At 51.8% G+C, this 18,962-nt stretch carries 20 protein-coding genes; 1 reads left to right on the forward strand and 19 read right to left on the reverse strand.

Annotated features, from left to right (window positions below):
* Positions 1-4 precede the first annotated feature (4 nt).
* From MET42_RS0111075 to MET42_RS14950, 5 genes are all read right to left on the reverse strand, one after another.
* Positions 5-1,669, reverse strand: coding sequence for a ShlB/FhaC/HecB family hemolysin secretion/activation protein (locus MET42_RS0111075; RefSeq protein WP_232411514.1), 1,665 nt, complete (start codon positions 1,667-1,669; stop codon positions 5-7).
* Positions 1,670-1,954: 285 nt separating this feature from the next.
* Entirely contained in the window at positions 1,955-3,382 is a 1,428-nt protein-coding gene (locus MET42_RS0111080; protein ID WP_019883062.1) for a hypothetical protein, read from the reverse strand.
* Positions 3,383-3,462: 80 nt separating this feature from the next.
* On the reverse strand, positions 3,463-4,287 hold the full coding sequence (locus MET42_RS0111085; protein WP_019883063.1) for a PEP-CTERM sorting domain-containing protein: 825 nt from the start codon (positions 4,285-4,287) through the stop codon (positions 3,463-3,465).
* Positions 4,288-4,566: 279 nt separating this feature from the next.
* Entirely contained in the window at positions 4,567-5,400 is an 834-nt protein-coding gene (gene epsA, locus MET42_RS0111090) for an XrtB/PEP-CTERM-associated transcriptional regulator EpsA (RefSeq protein ID WP_232411516.1), read from the reverse strand.
* Between the two features lie 133 nt (positions 5,401-5,533).
* Positions 5,534-5,671, reverse strand: coding sequence for a hypothetical protein (locus MET42_RS14950; protein ID WP_232411518.1), 138 nt, complete (start codon positions 5,669-5,671; stop codon positions 5,534-5,536).
* Between MET42_RS14950 and MET42_RS0111095 the strand changes: the two genes are divergently transcribed.
* A complete protein-coding gene (locus tag MET42_RS0111095) occupies positions 5,670-6,359 on the forward strand; it encodes a lytic transglycosylase domain-containing protein (protein WP_232411520.1) in 690 nt (229 codons plus the stop codon). The two genes, MET42_RS14950 and MET42_RS0111095, sit on opposite strands and share 2 nt — an antisense overlap.
* A gap of 6 nt (positions 6,360-6,365) precedes the next feature.
* Here the strand turns inward: MET42_RS0111095 and MET42_RS0111100 are convergent, their stop codons facing one another.
* From MET42_RS0111100 to ispD, 14 genes are all read right to left on the reverse strand, one after another.
* Positions 6,366-6,854 carry a type II secretion system protein gene (locus MET42_RS0111100; RefSeq protein ID WP_019883066.1) on the reverse strand — a complete coding sequence of 163 codons (489 nt, stop codon included), beginning with the start codon at positions 6,852-6,854 and terminating at the stop codon, positions 6,366-6,368.
* A gap of 9 nt (positions 6,855-6,863) precedes the next feature.
* Positions 6,864-7,244, reverse strand: a complete 381-nt coding sequence (locus MET42_RS0111105; protein WP_019883067.1) for a type II secretion system protein — start codon at positions 7,242-7,244, stop codon at positions 6,864-6,866.
* A complete protein-coding gene (locus MET42_RS0111110; RefSeq protein ID WP_019883068.1) occupies positions 7,231-7,728 on the reverse strand; it encodes a type II secretion system protein in 498 nt (165 codons plus the stop codon). Before MET42_RS0111110 ends, MET42_RS0111105 begins: the two co-directional genes overlap by 14 nt.
* Positions 7,728-9,725 carry a secretin N-terminal domain-containing protein gene (locus tag MET42_RS0111115; RefSeq protein ID WP_232411521.1) on the reverse strand — a complete coding sequence of 666 codons (1,998 nt, stop codon included), beginning with the start codon at positions 9,723-9,725 and terminating at the stop codon, positions 7,728-7,730. The genes MET42_RS0111110 and MET42_RS0111115 overlap by 1 nt, the downstream gene beginning before the upstream one ends.
* 11 nt (positions 9,726-9,736) lie before the next feature.
* Complete coding sequence (locus tag MET42_RS0111120; RefSeq protein ID WP_019883071.1) at positions 9,737-10,375, reverse strand: hypothetical protein; 639 nt, start codon at positions 10,373-10,375, stop codon at positions 9,737-9,739.
* Positions 10,365-10,988, reverse strand: coding sequence for a hypothetical protein (locus tag MET42_RS0111125; RefSeq protein WP_232411523.1), 624 nt, complete (start codon positions 10,986-10,988; stop codon positions 10,365-10,367). Before MET42_RS0111125 ends, MET42_RS0111120 begins: the two co-directional genes overlap by 11 nt.
* Before the next feature lie 23 nt (positions 10,989-11,011).
* Positions 11,012-11,581: a PilN domain-containing protein gene (locus MET42_RS0111130; RefSeq protein ID WP_019883074.1), complete on the reverse strand. Its 570-nt coding sequence runs from the start codon at positions 11,579-11,581 to the stop codon at positions 11,012-11,014.
* Entirely contained in the window at positions 11,571-12,398 is an 828-nt protein-coding gene (locus MET42_RS0111135; protein ID WP_019883075.1) for a hypothetical protein, read from the reverse strand. Before MET42_RS0111135 ends, MET42_RS0111130 begins: the two co-directional genes overlap by 11 nt.
* Positions 12,379-14,076, reverse strand: a complete 1,698-nt coding sequence (locus MET42_RS0111140; RefSeq protein WP_019883076.1) for a GspE/PulE family protein — start codon at positions 14,074-14,076, stop codon at positions 12,379-12,381. Before MET42_RS0111140 ends, MET42_RS0111135 begins: the two co-directional genes overlap by 20 nt.
* Positions 14,073-15,245, reverse strand: coding sequence for a type II secretion system F family protein (locus tag MET42_RS0111145; RefSeq protein WP_019883077.1), 1,173 nt, complete (start codon positions 15,243-15,245; stop codon positions 14,073-14,075). Before MET42_RS0111145 ends, MET42_RS0111140 begins: the two co-directional genes overlap by 4 nt.
* 6 nt (positions 15,246-15,251) lie before the next feature.
* A complete protein-coding gene (gspG, locus tag MET42_RS0111150; protein WP_019883079.1) occupies positions 15,252-15,674 on the reverse strand; it encodes a type II secretion system major pseudopilin GspG in 423 nt (140 codons plus the stop codon).
* Between the two features lie 235 nt (positions 15,675-15,909).
* Entirely contained in the window at positions 15,910-17,739 is a 1,830-nt protein-coding gene (locus MET42_RS0111155; RefSeq protein WP_019883080.1) for an ABC transporter ATP-binding protein, read from the reverse strand.
* 5 nt (positions 17,740-17,744) lie between these two features.
* Positions 17,745-18,227 (reverse strand): 2-C-methyl-D-erythritol 2,4-cyclodiphosphate synthase, encoded by a 483-nt coding sequence (ispF, locus tag MET42_RS0111160; RefSeq protein WP_019883081.1) that lies wholly within the window; start codon positions 18,225-18,227, stop codon positions 17,745-17,747.
* A complete protein-coding gene (gene ispD, locus MET42_RS0111165; RefSeq protein ID WP_019883082.1) occupies positions 18,224-18,931 on the reverse strand; it encodes a 2-C-methyl-D-erythritol 4-phosphate cytidylyltransferase in 708 nt (235 codons plus the stop codon). The genes ispF and ispD overlap by 4 nt, the downstream gene beginning before the upstream one ends.
* Positions 18,932-18,962 lie beyond the last annotated feature (31 nt).

Here is an 18,962-nt window from a genome sequence, read left to right on the forward strand (position 1 = left end):
CTTATTACCAGTCAAAACCCACTTTAAAATGCAGGCGCGTATCACCACTTTCAGCCATCCCTGCTGGCTTGAGTGGTGCAGTGTGTCCGTTTTCCAATGTCCAGCTTGATTGCAAGACACGCGCAAAATCCAGGCGCATAAACAAGCCGTGCGCTGCCTTCACATCCCAACCCAATCCATATGAGGACAGGATGTATTGCTGGATTTGTGAAAACCGGTCATCGGCAAACGTCGCTGGATCACGCGTTTTAGCGTAGCCGTAATCGTAAAAAGCCAGCAGGCGCATTTCCTTCACCCATGAGCCTGCATACTTTTGCAAAGGTGGGGAGCGCAACTCCATCGTCAGGTTGGTACCCTTATCCCCCAGCGCACTGGACTCGAGGAAGCCGCGCACCGTATCCAAACCACCAATAAAGAATTGTTCGTTGGAAACCAGTGAATCGCCAGTCACTTGCCCGCCTAAAGAGCCATACCATTGCCATTGATAAGGCAAGGTATACGTGTGCTCAAGCTGCCCTCTTAAGTAAGAGAAGTTGGAGCGTGCCAAGTAACGCCGCTGGGCAAACTCAGCGTCATCGTTAACCAGCGCTTTGGTTGAAAAGACAAAGTTCAGGTCTAACTTGGTGGTACTCTCAGGCATGACCAAATTGCCGGTATAACCGATCATGAAAGGCAGATAAGTAATCGGGTTATTACCCAAATCCGCCCCTAGTCTGCGCGTGCTTTCTTTAAAGTCCTTGTAATCCGCGCCCAGGGTTAAATTGTGGTTGAACGATTTAAACGGGCTGGGCATGGGATGAATGTAACGCAGGCCATAAATATTACCGTTACCGACCACATTCAAATCACCTACCGCACTGATATCACTTTGAGAAACCACGCCATACATGGCCCAATAGTCTCCGGCATAAGGGATGACATAGGTGCCAGAAAATACTTTCACCTCATTGGCATCTTCCGGTGTCACCTGAAAACCTAGACCAATGCTGTGATCGCTCTGCCAGAGATTGTCGTATCTCAGATTGCCGGAAAGGCGTGTTTTTGTCGTGTTCGGCGTGTACCGGTTGTTGTATTCCATGCTGGCGTGCAAGGGAAACTTGTCATCCACCTTCAAATCCACTTCAACCATACCCGGTGACTTGCCTGGACGCAGCACAGGTGCTACCACACGGTCCTGATTGATATTGACCGAAGCAATTTGTTTTTGCACCGTTGGGAAGTGGGGAACATGCCCCTCTTTGAACTCGGTAACGTTTTGCTTGATTTTGCCCAGAGAGTAATAGCGGGAGCCGACCACACTTAAGCGCTCAACTTTCCCTTCCAGCACATCCAGCTTCACGACCCCAGCGTTTACCTCTTGTTCTGGAATGCTCACGAACACTGTCAGATAGCCCGCTTCATGAAAGCTTTGCTCCAGTGCACTACGCGCTTTTTCTACATCGTCAATCGAACGATGCTCACCGAGATAGGGATAAACAGCTTTTTCAATCTCTGTCACGCTGAGCACGGAGTTGCCATTGACCACGTATTCAAAAATATCAAACTGGTCTTTGGCGGGCACTTCTGCAGCCGCTTGCCCGGAAACCTCTGTCCCCCAACCATTCACAGGCTGCTGGGCGGACTCTGAAGCCTCCTCTGCATGTAATGCAAAAGACCACAGAACACACATACAACTCATCACACGCAGCAACAATCGCAACACCTTTCTTTTTTGGTTCAATCGCCTAAGGCACTTCCTGAGGCTTGCCATTTTGAAAGCACCGCGTGTCACAAAGATGAAATACGGACTAGTCCGCGGACTGGTTTGTATAGCCCATGCGAGCCATTGCCAAGAGACGCTCAGATGTCTGCGAGTCGCGACTGGCTTTTGATTGAATTAGGCAATAAAAAAGCACACCCAGTATGGGTGTGCTTTTAATCAAGCTTCGCAGCTTTTGACTGCTAGTGCTTGAGATTAGAACAATTGTTGTGCTTGGCAGTTGTTACCATTGCGTGAGCCTTTAGCAACAATAGTACCGATAGTGCAAGATGAGCCAGCAAACGGGTTGATGGTCAAACCACGTGGTACTTCAGCACAATCCAGACCAGCAAAAGCACCAACGATTTCGTTGATCACAGTCTCGCCGAATGTACCGGAAGCTGAGTTAGCAACAAAAGATTTCATTTCCATGTGGAAATCGTACAAACCCTGAGCAGCGGTGTAACGTGCGTTAGCATCTGTTGTCTGACCGGAGCCAGCGACTGGCGCTTCTGGGTGAACATTATCCAGCTTGATGTAACGATAGCCGTTGGATGATGTATCTGTACGCCAGTTGTTTTCCAGAGACAACACACCGATCGCAAAGCCAGCTGTAGACAACGCAGTTTTTGCGTTACCTGTACCTGAACCTTCTGTGATGATCAAAGTAGGGGTAGAGTCAGCCAGGCCTACAGGTGCCAAAGCACCGGCAATCGCAGCATCACCGTTACATGGATTACGCAGGAAAGTCGCATTAGAAGACGCTTGAGTACCTGAAGTTGGCACACGACGTGCCAGATTCAAGGCAGCTGTAGAACCTGGTACCAAGATACCCGCATCAGCAGCAGTACCACTCACGATAGAAGCATACTGCACGTGAGAAATGCTAGGTGCATTGGCTGGCAAGTAATCAGGATCAGCAGAGTTGGCTGCAGCTACGCTCGCATAGATACCTTGTGCAACTTGCATAGCACGGTACAATGAAGTTGAAGTAGCGATACCAAATGCTTGGCCAACGTTAGCGTTTGACTCAACACCGTAACCGTCAACGGATACACCGAACAATGCCGCTTCAACGTCAGAGAAACCACCTGCTGGTTTAACCGTTGCGCCATCAGCAGCAGTTGCTGGAGTCACAATCGCACATGAGCGATAGCTTGCAATTGCAGTTTGACCTGGCAGAGACAAAGAACCAGTTTGAGCCACACAACCAGCGTTAGCACCCAGTTTGCCAATACGGCGCAAATTAGTAGTACCCACTGTACCGTCACCGTCAACATCGTTAGGAATGTGTGGTGCGTAGGCGTTAAAAGAACCGCCATCAATCGTGTGGTAAACCACAGACACTTTACCACCACGTGTACAAGCATAAGCCAGGAAGTTGCTTGCAGCTGAGTTACCTGGTCTTACTGCGGCTGTTGCTGACCCGTTGTTGAACACGGACAGTGTGTTTGCATCACAACCAGCAGCAAAGCCTTGGAAAACGTTGTAAGTTGGTGCTGAAGCGCCAGAAATCCAAGTTTCATTCAATGCACTATTACCACGCGCAGTATTGATTTGTGCTTGAGTGACAGGCGCAGCAAAAGCTTGACCTGCAAAGAGAGTAGCGGCTACAGCCAAGCATACTTTATTAAATTTAAACATTTTTCGCTTCCTTCGATAAAAGATTTGATTAGCGGCCAGCTTGTAAACTGGCCGTTTTTCATGGCTTTTTTAATGTTGTATTAAGCCTTGCGACGACGAGCTACCAAGCCAACTACACCAAGGCCAGCCAGCAACATTGCATAGCTGTCAGCTTCTGGAACTGGTACTACGAATTCCAACAGACCACCGGATGTCATTTTGAATTGGAAATTACCATTTAAGCCCAGTGTATTGAATGCCACTGGAGAAGCCGCTGTTGCACCTGTCAGTTGTTGCACAACAGTCATGGAACTGTCCAGGCTATCCATAGATACATGGCCTTGGCCGTTGATACGACCTGTAGAGCCGTAAGCCACAGCACGGCCAGCATAAGCCTGTGACAGGTTTGAAGTCACTACGCTTGCGCCATCATCTACAGTGTTGTGGTTGTCCAACGCGTTGTTGTTGGTCATATAGCTATTGAAGTTTGCAACTGAAGTCTGCAATTGGTTAGAGTTTGTCAGGTTAGCACCTGATTTGTACGTAGAAATAATGCCACGTGCACCTGCACCAGTACCGGTACCATCAGCAGCATAAATTGCCCACTTGGTGGTTGAAGCTGAAGCCGTGCTCCAGAAAGAACTCCATGCATTAGCATAGTCACCACCAGCCACATCAAAAGCAAAGGTTTTAGACAAACCATCTGCAGAAATTGTGCCGTTAGTATGTGCATCAACAACCAGGCTTTGGAAGCTATCGTAACCGTAGCCCAAATCAAATGTTGCTGATGTGTTGCTGTTAAAGTCCAGCAAAGTCAGAATCAGGCTTGAGCTGCCACTTGTTGCGAACGTCATAGCCGCGTGTGCTGGAATAGTTGCAGCGGACAGAGCCAATGCAGCAACCAATGCTTTTACTTGAAATTTCATAAACTTCTCCTTAATTTTTTGAGCAAACCGATAGAAAGAGCAAACCACTAATACCTGAGCGAATACGATGAAACTCATCCCAAAAAATTATGCAGTTGCTACATGACAGCCTTACTTTGTAAACCTAGTCCATATGGACTAGTCTGGCCGCGCAAAATAGCTGCATAAAAATCCTGAGTAGTTTAGGAACTCAACATGACAGGCTTAAAGTAAAAACTAGTCCGTTCGGACTAGTTAGAGTGATTGCATCAAAGCGGCAAAAATACGGCTGAGAAATGTTTATTGTTTGCGGGTAATCAGGCCCAGCTTGAGTGCTTTACTGGCTGCCTGGCTGCGGTTTTCTACATCCAGTTTGCGCAGGATATTTTGTACGTGGTTTTTAATCGTGAGCGGGCTGACTTGCATGATGTTGCCAATTTCCCAATTAGTCTTACCGGCTTGTAGCCATTCCAGCACTTCAAGTTCACGCTTACTTAAAGGCTTGATACGACCATTGCGCGCAGTGGTAGATAACACGGAAGGACATTTATTGGCGGTGACTTTAACGATCGCGCAATGCAAGTGCGGCATCAGCAACTCGAGCAAATGGGCGGTTTGCGCATTGGCCGGTGAGCTTAAACGGCCAAACATCACCATGGTGGCAATACGGCTATGCTCATTGCCAAAACCATGTACGACAAAGCGCTTGAGCTCAGAGGACAGCATACGCTCAGCATCGACATGCTCAACGGCATAATGGTTATACTGCTGCGCGGCGAGCTCGGTATGGTAGAACACCGGCATACCCAGCTTGCTCCAGCGTGTAAAGGCTTCACTGACCAGGCCATCTTCATCGTTGAGCACCTGGTCAAATTGGGTGTCGCCAAAATAGCGGCTGGAGGTCAGATACTCATAGTCATAACTGGCACGCTCCAAGCTACGCACACCAATAATCACCACCTCATGCGCCAACAAACACTGAAACCCTCGCTGTAGCCAGTTAAAAAGGTGTGAGCGATGCTGCAGACGCAACGACTCCTCAATCACCTCCATAAATAGCGCGCGTTGCTCTTCATTCAGTGCCAACGTCCACTGGTCGCTGGCCTGATCCATCCCTGTTATTGTTGTATCCATGTGTTAACCACATTTATATAAATGCAGCAAGTTTGCTCAGGATTTGTGACAGAAAAATGATTCGCACGTGTCAGTTGATTGATAAATTGATGACAGTGGATTAGCGGTATGACTAGAAAGGGAAATCGGCACTTTACCAACGGCCGGTTTTATTGGCACAGCTCTGTACCCACATGACAATCACATGAATGACCAGGCAAAGCATGCCTGACAGCGCAGGACCGATTGTCTTTGCCGTGTCACATGGTTGTGGCACAATCAGTCTTATCATGAATGCGCCCGCTCACCCCTTGCGTCGAATCACACTGGCAGCGTTGCTGGCGACTTTGATCGTGTGTGGCGTAGCACATGCGGAGGCGCTCCCTGTTGGCACAACCTCAACGACGCAGACATTAGCCGAACATATTCGGCTGGATAACTCCAGCGACATGGAGTTAGTGATCAGTAATACTGACGTGTCAGAAACAGAGCATGAGTCATACGCACCATCCCCCGCCAGCCAGCCGTCTAAATGGAAAAGCGGTACAGTCCCTTACCAAGCCGAGGTACAGGCCGCAGCTGAGGCGACGCAGATAGATCCGGCGCTGATCCATGCCGTGATTGCCACCGAATCCGGCTACAACCCCAAGGCGCTGTCACGTAAAGGTGCTTATGGCCTGATGCAAGTGCTGCCAGCCACTGCACAAACCATGACCGCCATCCCGGTCAGGCAATGGTCGGTACCGCAGCAAATATTATGGGGTTCGCATTATTTAAGACGCATGCTGGATATGTTTGAAGGCAATGTTCCCCTAGCACTGGCGGCTTATAATGCCGGGCCACAAGCAGTGAAAACCCACCAGCACGCCGTGCCGCCTTTTGCCGAAACCAGGCAATATATTCCCAAGGTACTTGGCTACTACCAGGCGTTTAAAACCCGGCTCGCACCAACAGGTTACGCCAGCCAGTTCAGCAACTGATCCGCTTTAACGATTTACCCAGGCCTGCTCCAGGTCAGCCAGGGTATTAGGCTCATACACAAACAACCACTCGCGATAATGCTTGGCGCCATGAAATCCTGATTGGGACTCCTGGTAGCCACTGCTGCGTATGGGAGCCAACAGCGACTGGCTGTGCACTCCAACAATACGGCCATCCCTGATAACTAGGGTCATACCCTGTTTGACCGCAAACGGGTCTGCATACAATTTGCGTAAATGCCGTTTTGACACCGGAAAGCGTTTGTCTTCTATCAACTCATCCAAGCGTACCGGGTATTGCTTGACCGGCTGCGGTGTAGATTCATAATAGCGCCCAATCGCCAGCCGGTAGGCTTCGCCAGTCTCTAGCAGTAAGGCCTCACTACTGCGTTGGGATTGCTGCTGCCATATGACCGCCGCCCCCTGCATGCCTATGGCCGCAATCACCAGTGTCACCATCACGCCGATGTAAGAAAAACCGTCTTGTCTGAACATGTCCGTCGTTTACCAGTCGGTATAGGCAGAGCCATCGGCAGCCTGCCCAACTGCACTGCTGTGCAAGGTATACACCGCACCTACCACAGGCAGCTCCGGCGGCGTAATCACCCAGACATCATTACGCTCGGCAATCGGGTCCCAGGGTAATTTGTCCAGATAGTGTTTTTCGACCAACTCCTGCAAGGTGTCTGGATACTGACCCTGATCAGCATAATATTCGTCCAGCGCTTTGCGGGTAGTTGCCAGTTGCTGCTTGAGTGCCTGCTCTTTGGCACGCTGCACGCCATAAAAATAACGCGGCACCGCCAGTGATAGCAGCAAGGCCAGGATCGATAGCACCACCAGCAGCTCTACCAGTGTAAAACCGCGTTGCTTACCATTGCGCATAAGCGACTCCATTGATACCGGTCTGAGTGCTTAATGAATACACATCGTAGACATCCTGGCTATAACGTGGCTGCTCCGGCGGGCTATCATAACTGCGCAGTCCCCATTGACTGGCGGACTGCGTCAATCCCTTGTTCGCCTGGCCATTCAACATGGGGTCTGTCGGGATACGCCGTAAAAAACGCAAACGTTCATGCTTGGCACTTTTGGCATCTTCCACGCCCTCTACCAATACCTGCAAATTGGGTGGATAACCACTGGCATCGGCATTCTTTTTCACCCTACCCTCATCCGCTGCCTTTTTGTAAGCATCAATCGCGCGTCGCATCTCACGCAAATGCTCGCGCAATTGCTGCTCTTTTTGCCGCTGCACCGTCAGTTGTATCATGGGCGTGGCCACACTGGCCATGATGGCGATAATCGCCAGCGACACCATCAGTTCAATCAGGGTAAATCCGGCCGTGCGCTTCACTATATAGTCCATCAAGGAATAACCTTGGGTGCTGGTAAGGTGGTCGTGCCTTGCTCGGAAATACCATTGACGTTATTAGACAATCCCGGCATGGCTGGCGCAGGCTGCATAGACTCAGTATTGGCCGGTTGTGCATCTGGCGCAGGTAATGCAGCAGGTTCAGGCGCCGGGGCTGATTCAGGCGTGTCATTGACCGGCACATCTGCAGCATCATTCAACTCGCGCTGACGTTGCAACTGCTGTTCACGTGCCTGCTGGCCACGCGCCGGTGCATTGCTCGGCGTACTGTTTAACAAGGGTTTGTCAGAAATCACGGTATCAGTACCGCTCCAGTACTCAGAGAAGGTCGCTTCCGGCAAGGTCACATTACTGATCACTTTTGGCGTAATCGCGAGCACAATTTCAGTTTTATTTTTTTCATCAATATGACGTGAGAACAAGCGGCCTAAAATCGGGATTTCACCCAAGCCCGGCAATTTGTCCGCATTCTTACGCTCCGAATCCTGAATCAGACCCGCCAGAATCTGGGTTTCCCCGTGCTTCAGGCGCAGCATGGTAGTCGCGTTACGGGTGCCTATGTTATAGACCTTGGAGTTATTGCTCAGCGTAATCGCTTCGCCGAGCGAACTTACTTCCAGGTTAATTTTAATGCTGACAAAATCGTCCAGCATCACCCGTGGTTCAACCTCCAGTTTGAGGCCAACATCGACATAAGACACACTTTCTGAAGTGCCCACGTTGGCGGTGGTGTTAGTCGTAATCACCGGCACCTTGTTACCCACCAGCACTTTGGCTTTCTCGTTATTTTTAACGCGGATACGTGGGTTGGACAACAGGTTCAAATCACTGTCTGTGGTCTTGAATTGCAGACTGGGGTTAGGGCTGACACCGATATCAGAAGACTTGATACGCTTGAGCGCTTCCAGCGTCAACTGACTGTCGAGGACGGTGAGTGACGAAGGATAAACGATGCCCAACTGGTTCATTTTGCCGCGCGTGATTTCCATCACTTCTATTTCGAGCATCACTTCCGGGTCGGCAATATCCTGTGCCTTGATCATTTTCTCCGCCAGCGCCAGCACTTCCGGCCTGTCCCTGAGTACCAGCATGTTCAAACGTTCGTCCACATACACATCACGGACTTTCAGAATGGTGCGCAACATATCGGCACACTGCTTGGCGCTGGTGTTGGCAAAGTAAAAGTTGCGAATGAGTAAGTCCTGATAATCTTTGTTCTTTTGCTGCGTGGCCGGATAAACCAGCATACTGGTCGGTGATAACACTTTTTTCTGCAAACCGTTACTGGCCAAGACCATGTCTATGGCTTCTTCAATCGGCATTTTTTTGACGAATACCGAGGCCTTGGTTTCCGGCTTGATATCTTTATCCAACACAAAGTTCACACCCGTGGCACGTGACAAGGCTTCAAATACCACCTTGATATTGGCATCACGTAGCTCCAGCGTCACTGGCTTGCTGAGGCCGGTTTGCAATTGTGGCAAGGCCGCACGCGCACGCGGCTCCATCGCAATCAGCTGCTTTTCCAGCGCCTGTGCCTCGGCATTGGTCGGCTGTTCCAGCAATATATCGCGCACCTCTCTTAAGGCCTGCTTAGGATTATCCATGTGCTGCTTGACGGCTTCGAGCTGCTTGCGCAAGGCAATTTCACGCGCACTGGCATTCTCATAGGCAAATGCTTTAATATGATGCGGATCCAGCGTCAGAATACGTGCATATACCTGCTTGGCCGTCGCAATATCCCCTCTGGCATCGGCGGCTTCTGCCTCGGCAGACAGCGCATTAATCGTCTGTTCCCGCTCGCGGAACCAACGATTACGCAGCACCGCATCGGCCGGATGTTCGGCTACTTGCTGTGCCAGCTCATGCACTTTACCTTCCGGGGTGGTAGCGGTCAGCTTGGGTGGAAACAGTCCGCAAGAAGACAACACCCATGTCGACAAGCTAATCGCCACAAAACGCGGCATCGCCGTCAATAAAGGGGAACTCAAGTTAAAGACATTCATTGGTTTAACATTTCATCTTGATTATTATCGGTGAGCGCCTGACGTTGGCCAGCACCTGACGTTGTTTTGGTTTTACTCAACACCACCATTTTATTGAGTGGTACATAAGTGAAATACACTGCTTGCGCATCCTCCCGGTCCAGGCGCCACTGCGCATTGATATTGCTTCCCAGCTTCGGTAACAACATTTTTTTCTGCTGCATTAAAATCACGGCATCCCCGCCCGGCAAATCCTGCATGCTGCCAACATAGGTATAAGGCAAGGGTGGCACTTCGGGCGGCGGTGGCGGTGGCGGCTTTGGCGGTGGCGGCAACCATTCATGCGCAGCAAACAATGCATGACTCAGTTTTGCGGCTGGCAGCTGCCTCGTGAAGTAAGTATTGTCTGGCGTAGATGCTAATGGTGTAATGGGCGGTGATGTGACCACCGGCGGCACCAACGTCTGGCTGACTGGCGCTTGTGGTACAGGGTTTGCTGGCGTCTCTGGCGCAGATCGTGCGCCATTCGTATTTGCAGCCACCACCGTCACATCAGCCGTTTCTTCTTGCGACCACTGCCAATAGACCAGGCCCAGCGTGAGCAGCAAGGCCAGCCATAATAAAGGCTGTGGTGCCGATTTAGACTCAAGCGCCATGTGCACGCCCTCCACGGATAAATACCGAGAATGTCAGTGTGGCATCGACGACTGGTTGTACCGTTTCATTCTTGCGCAACTCAAGCCCGGTCAACGCCATCGACGGATATTGCTTCAACACATCCATCATAAATTGGCGGCAGGTCGCGTAGTCTGCCTGTATCGTAAAGCGCATATCAAACTGCTGAATGTCTTGTGTCCCGCTGCTAGTCTGGGTTGCACTAGTAGCTTGGTGTGCCTGCCATTGGTAATCCCCCACATTCAATGCAATCTGCCGCTTTTGCGCCAAGCTGGCGATATGCATCATGCGCGGAGACAAGTCAGCAAATGCAGGCAATTGCTGCCAAAGTGCCGCCAGTTCCACTGGCTCGTCTGGCGCCGTTTTAATATCTATTGCCAATGTTTTTTCAGGCTTGGCTGGTGTCACCCGGTCTTGATGCACAGGCCGAACTGCCAACTGCCGAATCTCTTGTTCCAGTGCACCCAGCTGCGCCAGCTGACCAGATTGCTGCTGCGACAAGACTAGCCACATCACCAGCAATGCCACAGACAACACCATGGGTACCCAGCCTAAATACCAGGCACAACGGCGCAGCAGCCATATCACGGTCATGGGTGTCACAAGACGCAATGCAGTCATGGTTGCCATCCACCCTGTATCTCGAAACTGACCGGGCGTTGCGGATGGCTTTCGTTCACCTGGTGCTTTTGCAGATGCACCTGGTTGAGCGTGGGTACCGCCTGTAACTGGCTCACATATTTAAGCAAGTCCTGGTAGCTCTTGGCTTCGCCAGACAGCACAAACTGGCCGCGATTAGCATCTGGCAATAATTGCAACAAGGCGATGTCTGGCACCTGGCGCGATTCCAAGGCTTGCAACAGATCAAACCAGCGCACATTTAACTGTTGCACAATTTTTTCAGCGACCTTCTGCTGTGGTTGGCTTAATACCGCGACAGGCTGCTTGACTGCCACTTTAGTGGCTGGCTGATGTTCTGTGGCTGTCGCTCCGGCCTGTTGTTGCGTCAACTGCTGCTGGCGTTGCGCAAGGCGCTGCAACTGCGCCTCGGTCTCTGTCAGTCCCGTATACTGTACGGCGACTAACACACCCAATAGCACAACCAGCAATCCACCTGGCCAGCGCAATGCCTGCCAGGCAAACGGTGACTGCGCAAATTCAAATTGATAGTTAGGATTAGGCCACATGCATGACCTCCGGCCACAGCGAAGTCACCTGATTCGCAGCATAGAGCAGTTGCCATGGCAACTGCCCTGCCAGTTGCTGTGACAGCCGACGCCCGGTGGCAGCCACAGGCGCGCAGGCCGGTTCACTCACCCAATAGCACGGACTCGCCTGCACACCCAGCAAGGTACGTTCACGCAACAACCAGGCAGCCATGGCTTCCACCTCAGTCATGTCTGTTGTCAGGCTGGCAACATGGGTCACCTGGCCTTGCTCCAGCTGTAACAACCTCAGCATATGCGGCTCAGCCGTCAGCACCGTGCCGCTCGCAGGCAGACGTGTGTGCGCCCATAAGGCACACACATAGGGTTGCACCGACCATTGCATGGCCTTGCTTGCCAACAGTGCATTCAAATTCAACGCTTGCAAAGCAGGCATCGCCACCAGCAAGCTGTCTTGTGGCTGCTGGATATCGGCTAACCGGAACGGCCATGCCCGTGCGGCTTCGCCATAGGTTTGCATCAATACCGCCCGCGCATAGGCCTGCTGTTCCTGCCCGGATACATCCAGCGTTTGCAGGGATTGTGTCATGGCAGGCAGGCGCAACAGATGCACATGTTTGTCAGCAAGGTAAATTTCAATACGCTGCCAGCGGGCGGCGGGCAGTTGTGCCAGCAATGCCGGCAGCGCAGTTTGCAAGTCTGTTCCGGTCCAGCTGCTTTGTGCCGTCAGCCTGCGTGTGTGCAAGCCTGCAGGCCTGTGCTCAGCCAGCAGGCGGTCTGCGGTGATCAGCACCCGCGTTAAACCTAGCCAACGGAAATCAGGCAATAAACGTGACACGGTTGATCTCCTGTAAACTGGTCATGCCTTCTGCCACCGCAGTGATCGCGGCTTCCCTGATGGTGCGCATGCCATTTCTGGCTGCAGCCTCCTTAAGTTGCCGGATCGGTTGCCTGGCGATAATCATCTCGCGCAGCTCATCATTGAGCACCAGCATTTCTGCCACGGCCTTACGCCCTTTATAACCAGTACCACGGCAATGGCCGCACCCTTGTGCGTGTTTGAACTGCATGCCAGCCGCCTGCGCGGATGTCAGCCCGGAAGCCTTTAACATGTCCTCGTCCGGCACAAAAGGCTCAGCACAATGTGGGCACAAGGCACGCACCAGGCGCTGGGCAATAATGCCATTCACCGCAGAGACAAAGTGATAGGGATCCACCCCCATATGCATAAAGCGGCCGATCACATCCAGCACACTGTTGGCGTGCACGGTGGAGAACACCAGGTGACCGGTCAATGCTGCCTGCACGGCAATTTGCGCCGTTTCGGCATCTCGGATTTCACCGACCATGATTTTGTCGGGGTCGTGGCGCAGGATGGAGCGCAGGCCGCGCGCAAAGGTCAGGCCTTTTTTCTCATTGACTGGGATTTGCAGCACGCCAGGTAATTGGTATTCGACTGGGTCTTCAATGGTGATGATTTTGTCAAAGCCGGTATTCACTTCAGAAATGGCAGCATAGAGGGATGTCGTTTTGCCACTGCCGGTCGGGCCGGTCACCAGTACCATGCCATACGGCTCACTGGCCAGTTTCCTGAAGCCGGCAATAACCTGCGGATCAAAGCCCAGGGCCTTGAGGCTTAGGCCTTGCGCCTGCTCGGTCAATGCCTTACGGTCCAATACGCGCAAAACGGCATCTTCACCAAAAGCACTGGGCATGATGGAGACACGGAAATCGATCAGCCGCCCCATGGCATGCACTTTAAAGCGGCCATCCTGTGGAATCCGTCGTTCGGCAATATCCAGCTGCGCCATGACCTTGATACGTGAAATGGCCTGTTCTGCGCTGTCCAGCCCCGGGCTGTTGGCAATGCTGGCCATGACGCCGTCAATGCGATATTTCACGGCCAGGCCGCCAGGATGCGTTTCCAGGTGGATATCACTGGCGCCGGTTTTAAGCGCGTCATATAAGGTGGAGTTGATCAGCTTGACGATGGGGTTGGCGTCTTCATGGATAGACTTGAGCGACAACTGCATGACGACTTCTTCGTCACCCTCTTGCGCCTGCTCGCTAGACAAGCCGACACCATCCATGGCACGCATGGTTTCTTCTTCACCGGCCAGGTAAGCACTGATTTCCAACCTGTGCGCCAGCCGCCATTCAAACGGCACTTGCACCGCATGCTGCACCCATAGCGGCAACTGGCGGTTAAACGGGTCAGCAAACACCAGAATCAGGGTTTGTTGCGCATCGTAAAACGCCAGGCACTCTTTCTGCTGGGCGGTGTTATAGCTGATGACATCAAAGGCAACCTGCCATTCGCGCATCTCACGCATGGTAGCCACCGGGTAATGCAACAGGCTACCCAATTGTGTGATCAGCGCTTCGTTCTCTAAAGAAAGCAATTCTTCCAGCACTTCAATCACACGGCGTTGCTGTTGTTGCGCCAGTGTTTGCGCCTGGGCAAACAGGTCTGCCGGCAAGGCGGATAAGGCGTGGTTGGGCACAGGCTGGTTCATTGGATTTGTCCCGCCAGTTCAAAGATAGGCATATAGAGCAGTAGCACCACGACCCCAATCACCAGGCCGATAAACAGCATTAACAAAGGCTCAAACAATTTGGTAAACCAGTCTATCCAGCGTGCCAGTTCTTCATCATAAAAGCTGGCGATTCTATCCATCATCTGCGCGACGTTACCGCCACGTTCGCCGACCAGTAGCATGCGCTCTCCGATCGGTGTCGTCATGCCCGCAGTTTGAAAGGCCTGTGACAGTGGCTGGCCCTCGCTGATCATGGTTTGTGCCTGTTGCAGGCTCAGGGCCAGGCTGCTGTCGAGCAAGCCACCCAGCGAATCAATTGCGGTCATAATCGGTGTACCGCCGGCCAGCAGCATGCCCAGGGTGCGGTAAAAACGGGCCAGTTGATAAAGATGTAACTTGTCACCAATGGCGGGGATACGCCACAGTGTCCGCAACATGGACTGGCGCATGGCAGGCGTTTTGAATAGCAATACCAGGCCAATGATCATGCCTGCCAGTATCACCAGCATGGTCTCGCCATGCTGTGAAATCAGCGTGCCCCACTGCAACATCATTTTCGACATCCACGGCAAGTCAGCCCCGGTGCCTTCATAAACACTGCTGAACTTCGGCACGACAAACCCCATTAAAAAGGCAATCACCAGGCCACCCACCACAATCAGCAGCAGGGGGTAGATAGAGGCACTGATGATTTTCTTTTTAAGCAGTGAGACCTGGTTGTCGTAAGCAATATAGCGCGACAAGGCATTGCCCAGGTCACCGGTGCGCTCGGCGGCTTTAACGGTGGCAATATACAGTGGTGGGAATACAGCAGGCTGGCGCTCGAGTGCGGCAGAGAATGACTTGCCTTGCTGCAAGGACTGCAGAATGCTTTGTAATACGCTACGCGTGTGGTCCTGGCGCAAAGACAACGCATCAATCGCTTCCACCAGGTTGAGGCCAGAATCCAGCAAAGCCAGTAACTCCTGGCTGAACAATGCCAGGGGAAACGCTTCACGCCGGGATACTTTGGCTGCCTTTTGCGCATGCAGCGACACCGGCATCAAGCCTTTGGATTTCAGTTGCGCGTACGCGTCCTGCTCATCGTCAGCTTGCAGCTCCACCATCGTGAGCGTAGAACCATTGAGCACTTTTGCCTGATAATGCATGGCAGTTTACCAGTTGGTAATATCCTGTGCTTCGTCACTACCACCTACCTGGCCGTCCTTGCCCAGGCTGAACAAATCGTACTCGCCATGCTGACCCGGCATACGGTACTGGTACGCTTTGCCCCACGGGTCATTCGGTACTTCTTTTTTTAAATAAGGGCCGCTCCAGTGCGTGTTGTTATCGGCATTGGTCATCAATGCCTGCAAACCCTGCTCGGTGGCCGGATAGTGACCAACATCCAATCGATACTGATCCAGTGCCTGCTCCAGCGCTGCAATCTGTGCCTTCGCCGTCTTCACTTCTGACTTACCGATCTGCTGGAAATACTTCGGCCCAACATAACCAGCAAGCAGGCCAATAATAACCATCACCACTAATAATTCTAGTAAGGTAAAACCGCGACTGTTCCGGACAGAACGACAAGGCATCGCTAACACTCCATGAAAATTTGATGACAATACTAAGCAGATTAGATTGCAGAAAAGTGGCGGCAATATGACAATCTGTCACAGTTGTAATGTTGGATTAACATCACCAGGCTGCCAGACAATGAGGTGAGCGCTCTGCCTGGGCGGTCAACACCCAGGAGAGGATAACATTTATTGAAATGTTTTTAAATTAATTAAAAGATCAGCAAAGAAAAACCGCGGCAAGCGTGAACGCTTATTCGCCCAAAAAACCGCCGCTTTGGTGCGTCCACAATTTGGCGTAGATGCCATCGTGTGCCAGCAATTGATGGTGTGTACCTGTTTCAACAATACGGCCTTGATCAAGCACAATCAGCCTGTCCATGGCAGCAATGGTGGATAAACGATGGGCAATGGCAATCACGGTTTTGCCTTCCATCAATTGTGCGAGATGATGTTGAATGGCTAATTCCACCTCAGAGTCCAGCGCACTAGTCGCTTCGTCCAACACCAGTATTGGTGCGTTTTTCAACATGACACGGGCAATGGCAATACGCTGGCGTTGACCGCCTGATAACTTCACACCACGCTCACCGACATGTGCATCGTAGCCGGTACGACCCTTGGCATCGCGCAGACTCAGAATGAAATCATGCGCCTCGGCACGCTTGGCGGCCATGATCATCTCATCATCAGTTGCATCCGGGCGGCCATATAAAATATTCTCGCGCACAGAGCGATGCAACAAAGAAGTATCTTGTGTCACCATACCGATTTGCTGACGTAAAGAATCCTGTTTAACGCTATCAATCGCCTGCCCGTCTATGCGGATATGCCCGGCCTGAATATCGTAAAAACGCATAAGCAAATTAACGATAGACGATTTACCAGCTCCGGAACGCCCCACCAGTCCAACACGCTCACCAGGTTGGATATGCAGGTCAAAATCCTGCAGTAACGGCGCCTGTTTGTCATAGGCAAAATCCACTTGCTGGAACAAGACCTCCCCCTTGGGCACACTCAGCGTCAACGCATCCGGCACATCCACCACGCGGTTTTCCACCGACAAGGTATTCATGCCGTCTTGCACCGTGCCGATTTGTTCATACAGCGAAGTCAGCTCCCACATCACCCAGTGCGAAATCCCGTTGAGGCGCAAGCCCATGGCCATCACAGCTGCCACCGCCCCGGCGGCGACCAGGCTTTGTGACCACAACCACAACACCATGCTGCCGCTGGCAATAATCAGGCACATATTCAAAAAATGATTAATGCTTTCGACACAACTCACCATGCGCATTTGCCCATGGACAGTGTCGAGAAACTCTTGCATGGCCGATTGCGCATAGCTCGCCTCGCGCCCTGCGTGCGAAAACAATTTCACGGTAGAAATATTGGTATAGGCATCGGTAATACGGCCGGTCATCAGCGCGCGCGCGTCAGCCTGATGCTGTGACACCTTGGCCAGCCGCGGAATAAAATAGACCAGGGCGCAAGCATAGAGCAACAGCCAGCCGAGGAAAGGCAGCACCATCCATGGATGAAAGCTGCCGACGACGGTCACAATCGTGGTGAAATACAACAACACATAGACCATGATATCCGCGAGGATAAACCAGACTTCACGCACGGCAAGTGCGGTTTGCATGACCTTGGCCGAGACGCGGCCAGCAAACTCATCCTGGTAAAAACCCATGCTCTGGTTGAGCATATGCTGATGAAACTGCCAGCGCAAACGCATGGGGAAATTACCTGCCAGCGTCTGGTGCTTGATCAATGTTTGCAACACAATAACCAGCGTACTACCCATTAAAATAGAAGCCACCAGCCACAAAGTGTCATGATGGGTGGTCCATAGCTGACCCGGCGCAATCGCAGTCAACTTATCGACCACTTTGCCCATCAGTGCAAACAATAACGCTTCAAAAGAACCAATACAGGCAGTGAGTATCGTCATCGCCAGGATATAACGGCGCATGCCATACGAGCATGCCCACATAAAAGGCCAGAAACGGGTGGGGAGCTGATGCAGTATCTCGCGCGGAAATGGCGACACCAATGCTTCAAAACGGCTGAATAATCGCATGATCACTACTTGGAATAAATGGTACAAACGGCTTCTGCAGCGATGCCTTCACTACGGCCAGTAAAGCCGAGTTTTTCTGTGGTGGTTGCTTTCACATTCACCTGGTCAACGGCAACCTGACAATCAGCCGCAATATTGCTGCACATCTGTGTCGTATGTCTGCTTAACCTGGGGGCCTCACAAATCACTGTCGCATCAATATTGCCGACCTGATAGCCTTTACCATTCAGCAAAGCCACCACGTGCCGCAACAACGTGCGGGAATCGATTCCTTTAAATTGCATATCTGTCGGTGGAAAATGCTTGCCGATATCGCCCAAAGCAGCCGCGCCTAGCAAAGCATCGCAAATAGCATGCAGCAATACATCCGCATCAGAATGCCCATCCAGGCCATGGCTATGTGGAATATGCACGCCGCCGATAATACAGTCACGGCCAGTCACCAGCGCGTGCACATCAAAGCCGTGGCCAATTCTAAAGGGGATCATTCTGCATCCTGTTCGCTCTGCATTGCCTGCATCAGTGCCGAAACAACGGCAACATCATGCGGATACGTAATTTTTAAATTTTTCAAATCACCCAGCACCAGCTTGGGTGCATGGCCTGCCCACTCCATTGCCTGCGCTTCGTCTGTAGGCTGACGGTGTAAATGTGTTGCCAGCGCGTGCTGTAACATGCCCGCTTTAAACATTTGCGGCGTTTGTGCCTGCCACAATGCTTCACGCGGAACAGTCTCAGCGACATGCTGAGTCGTATCAGCACGCTTCAAAGTGTCTGCCAGCGGCAAAGCCAGCAGACCACCAACGTCCGTCGGCCTAATGGCGTCAATTAAACGCTGCACCATCACCGCATCAACACCGGGGCGTGCCCCATCATGTACCAATACCCAATCATCGCGATCAATATATGACGCCATGACCTGCAAACCTTGATAGACAGAAGCCGCGCGACTATCGCCACCGCAAGACAATACCTGAGTCTTATGACAGTCTTGCAACAAGTCATCCGACCAATAAGCATCTTCAGGTGCAGTCACAATAAAAATACGGCTGATGGCAGGTATCGCCTCAAAGGTATCGATAGCGTGACGCAAGATTGGTTTCCCGTTGAGTGGTAAATATTGCTTGGGCGCAACACTTTGCATACGCGAGCCACTGCCGGCACTGGGAATCAGAACATGATATTGAGTCATCCTGTCATTTTATCATGCAGGCATGCACTTC

This window comes from Methylophilus sp. 42 (genome assembly GCF_000384155.1).
GTDB lineage: Bacteria > Pseudomonadota > Gammaproteobacteria > Burkholderiales > Methylophilaceae > Methylophilus.

Coding starts and splice junctions, on each gene's coding strand:
- MET42_RS0111145 (WP_019883077.1), bottom strand. CDS start 15,245: ATGCATTATCAGGCAAAAGTGCTCAATGGTTCTACGCTCACGATGGTG.
- MET42_RS0111110 (WP_019883068.1), bottom strand. CDS start 7,728: ATGGACTATATAGTGAAGCGCACGGCCGGATTTACCCTGATTGAACTG.
- MET42_RS14950 (WP_232411518.1), bottom strand. CDS start 5,671: ATGATAAGACTGATTGTGCCACAACCATGTGACACGGCAAAGACAATC.
- gspG (WP_019883079.1), bottom strand. CDS start 15,674: ATGCCTTGTCGTTCTGTCCGGAACAGTCGCGGTTTTACCTTACTAGAA.
- MET42_RS0111125 (WP_232411523.1), bottom strand. CDS start 10,988: ATGACCGTGATATGGCTGCTGCGCCGTTGTGCCTGGTATTTAGGCTGG.
- ispD (WP_019883082.1), bottom strand. CDS start 18,931: ATGACTCAATATCATGTTCTGATTCCCAGTGCCGGCAGTGGCTCGCGT.
- MET42_RS0111095 (WP_232411520.1), top strand. CDS start 5,670: ATGAATGCGCCCGCTCACCCCTTGCGTCGAATCACACTGGCAGCGTTG.
- MET42_RS0111100 (WP_019883066.1), bottom strand. CDS start 6,854: ATGTTCAGACAAGACGGTTTTTCTTACATCGGCGTGATGGTGACACTG.
- MET42_RS0111155 (WP_019883080.1), bottom strand. CDS start 17,739: ATGCGATTATTCAGCCGTTTTGAAGCATTGGTGTCGCCATTTCCGCGC.
- MET42_RS0111105 (WP_019883067.1), bottom strand. CDS start 7,244: ATGCGCAATGGTAAGCAACGCGGTTTTACACTGGTAGAGCTGCTGGTG.
- MET42_RS0111140 (WP_019883076.1), bottom strand. CDS start 14,076: ATGAACCAGCCTGTGCCCAACCACGCCTTATCCGCCTTGCCGGCAGAC.
- MET42_RS0111085 (WP_019883063.1), bottom strand. CDS start 4,287: ATGAAATTTCAAGTAAAAGCATTGGTTGCTGCATTGGCTCTGTCCGCT.
- ispF (WP_019883081.1), bottom strand. CDS start 18,227: ATGATCCCCTTTAGAATTGGCCACGGCTTTGATGTGCACGCGCTGGTG.
- MET42_RS0111120 (WP_019883071.1), bottom strand. CDS start 10,375: ATGGCGCTTGAGTCTAAATCGGCACCACAGCCTTTATTATGGCTGGCC.
- MET42_RS0111130 (WP_019883074.1), bottom strand. CDS start 11,581: ATGTGGCCTAATCCTAACTATCAATTTGAATTTGCGCAGTCACCGTTT.
- epsA (WP_232411516.1), bottom strand. CDS start 5,400: ATGGATACAACAATAACAGGGATGGATCAGGCCAGCGACCAGTGGACG.
- MET42_RS0111080 (WP_019883062.1), bottom strand. CDS start 3,382: ATGTTTAAATTTAATAAAGTATGCTTGGCTGTAGCCGCTACTCTCTTT.
- MET42_RS0111075 (WP_232411514.1), bottom strand. CDS start 1,669: ATGTGTGTTCTGTGGTCTTTTGCATTACATGCAGAGGAGGCTTCAGAG.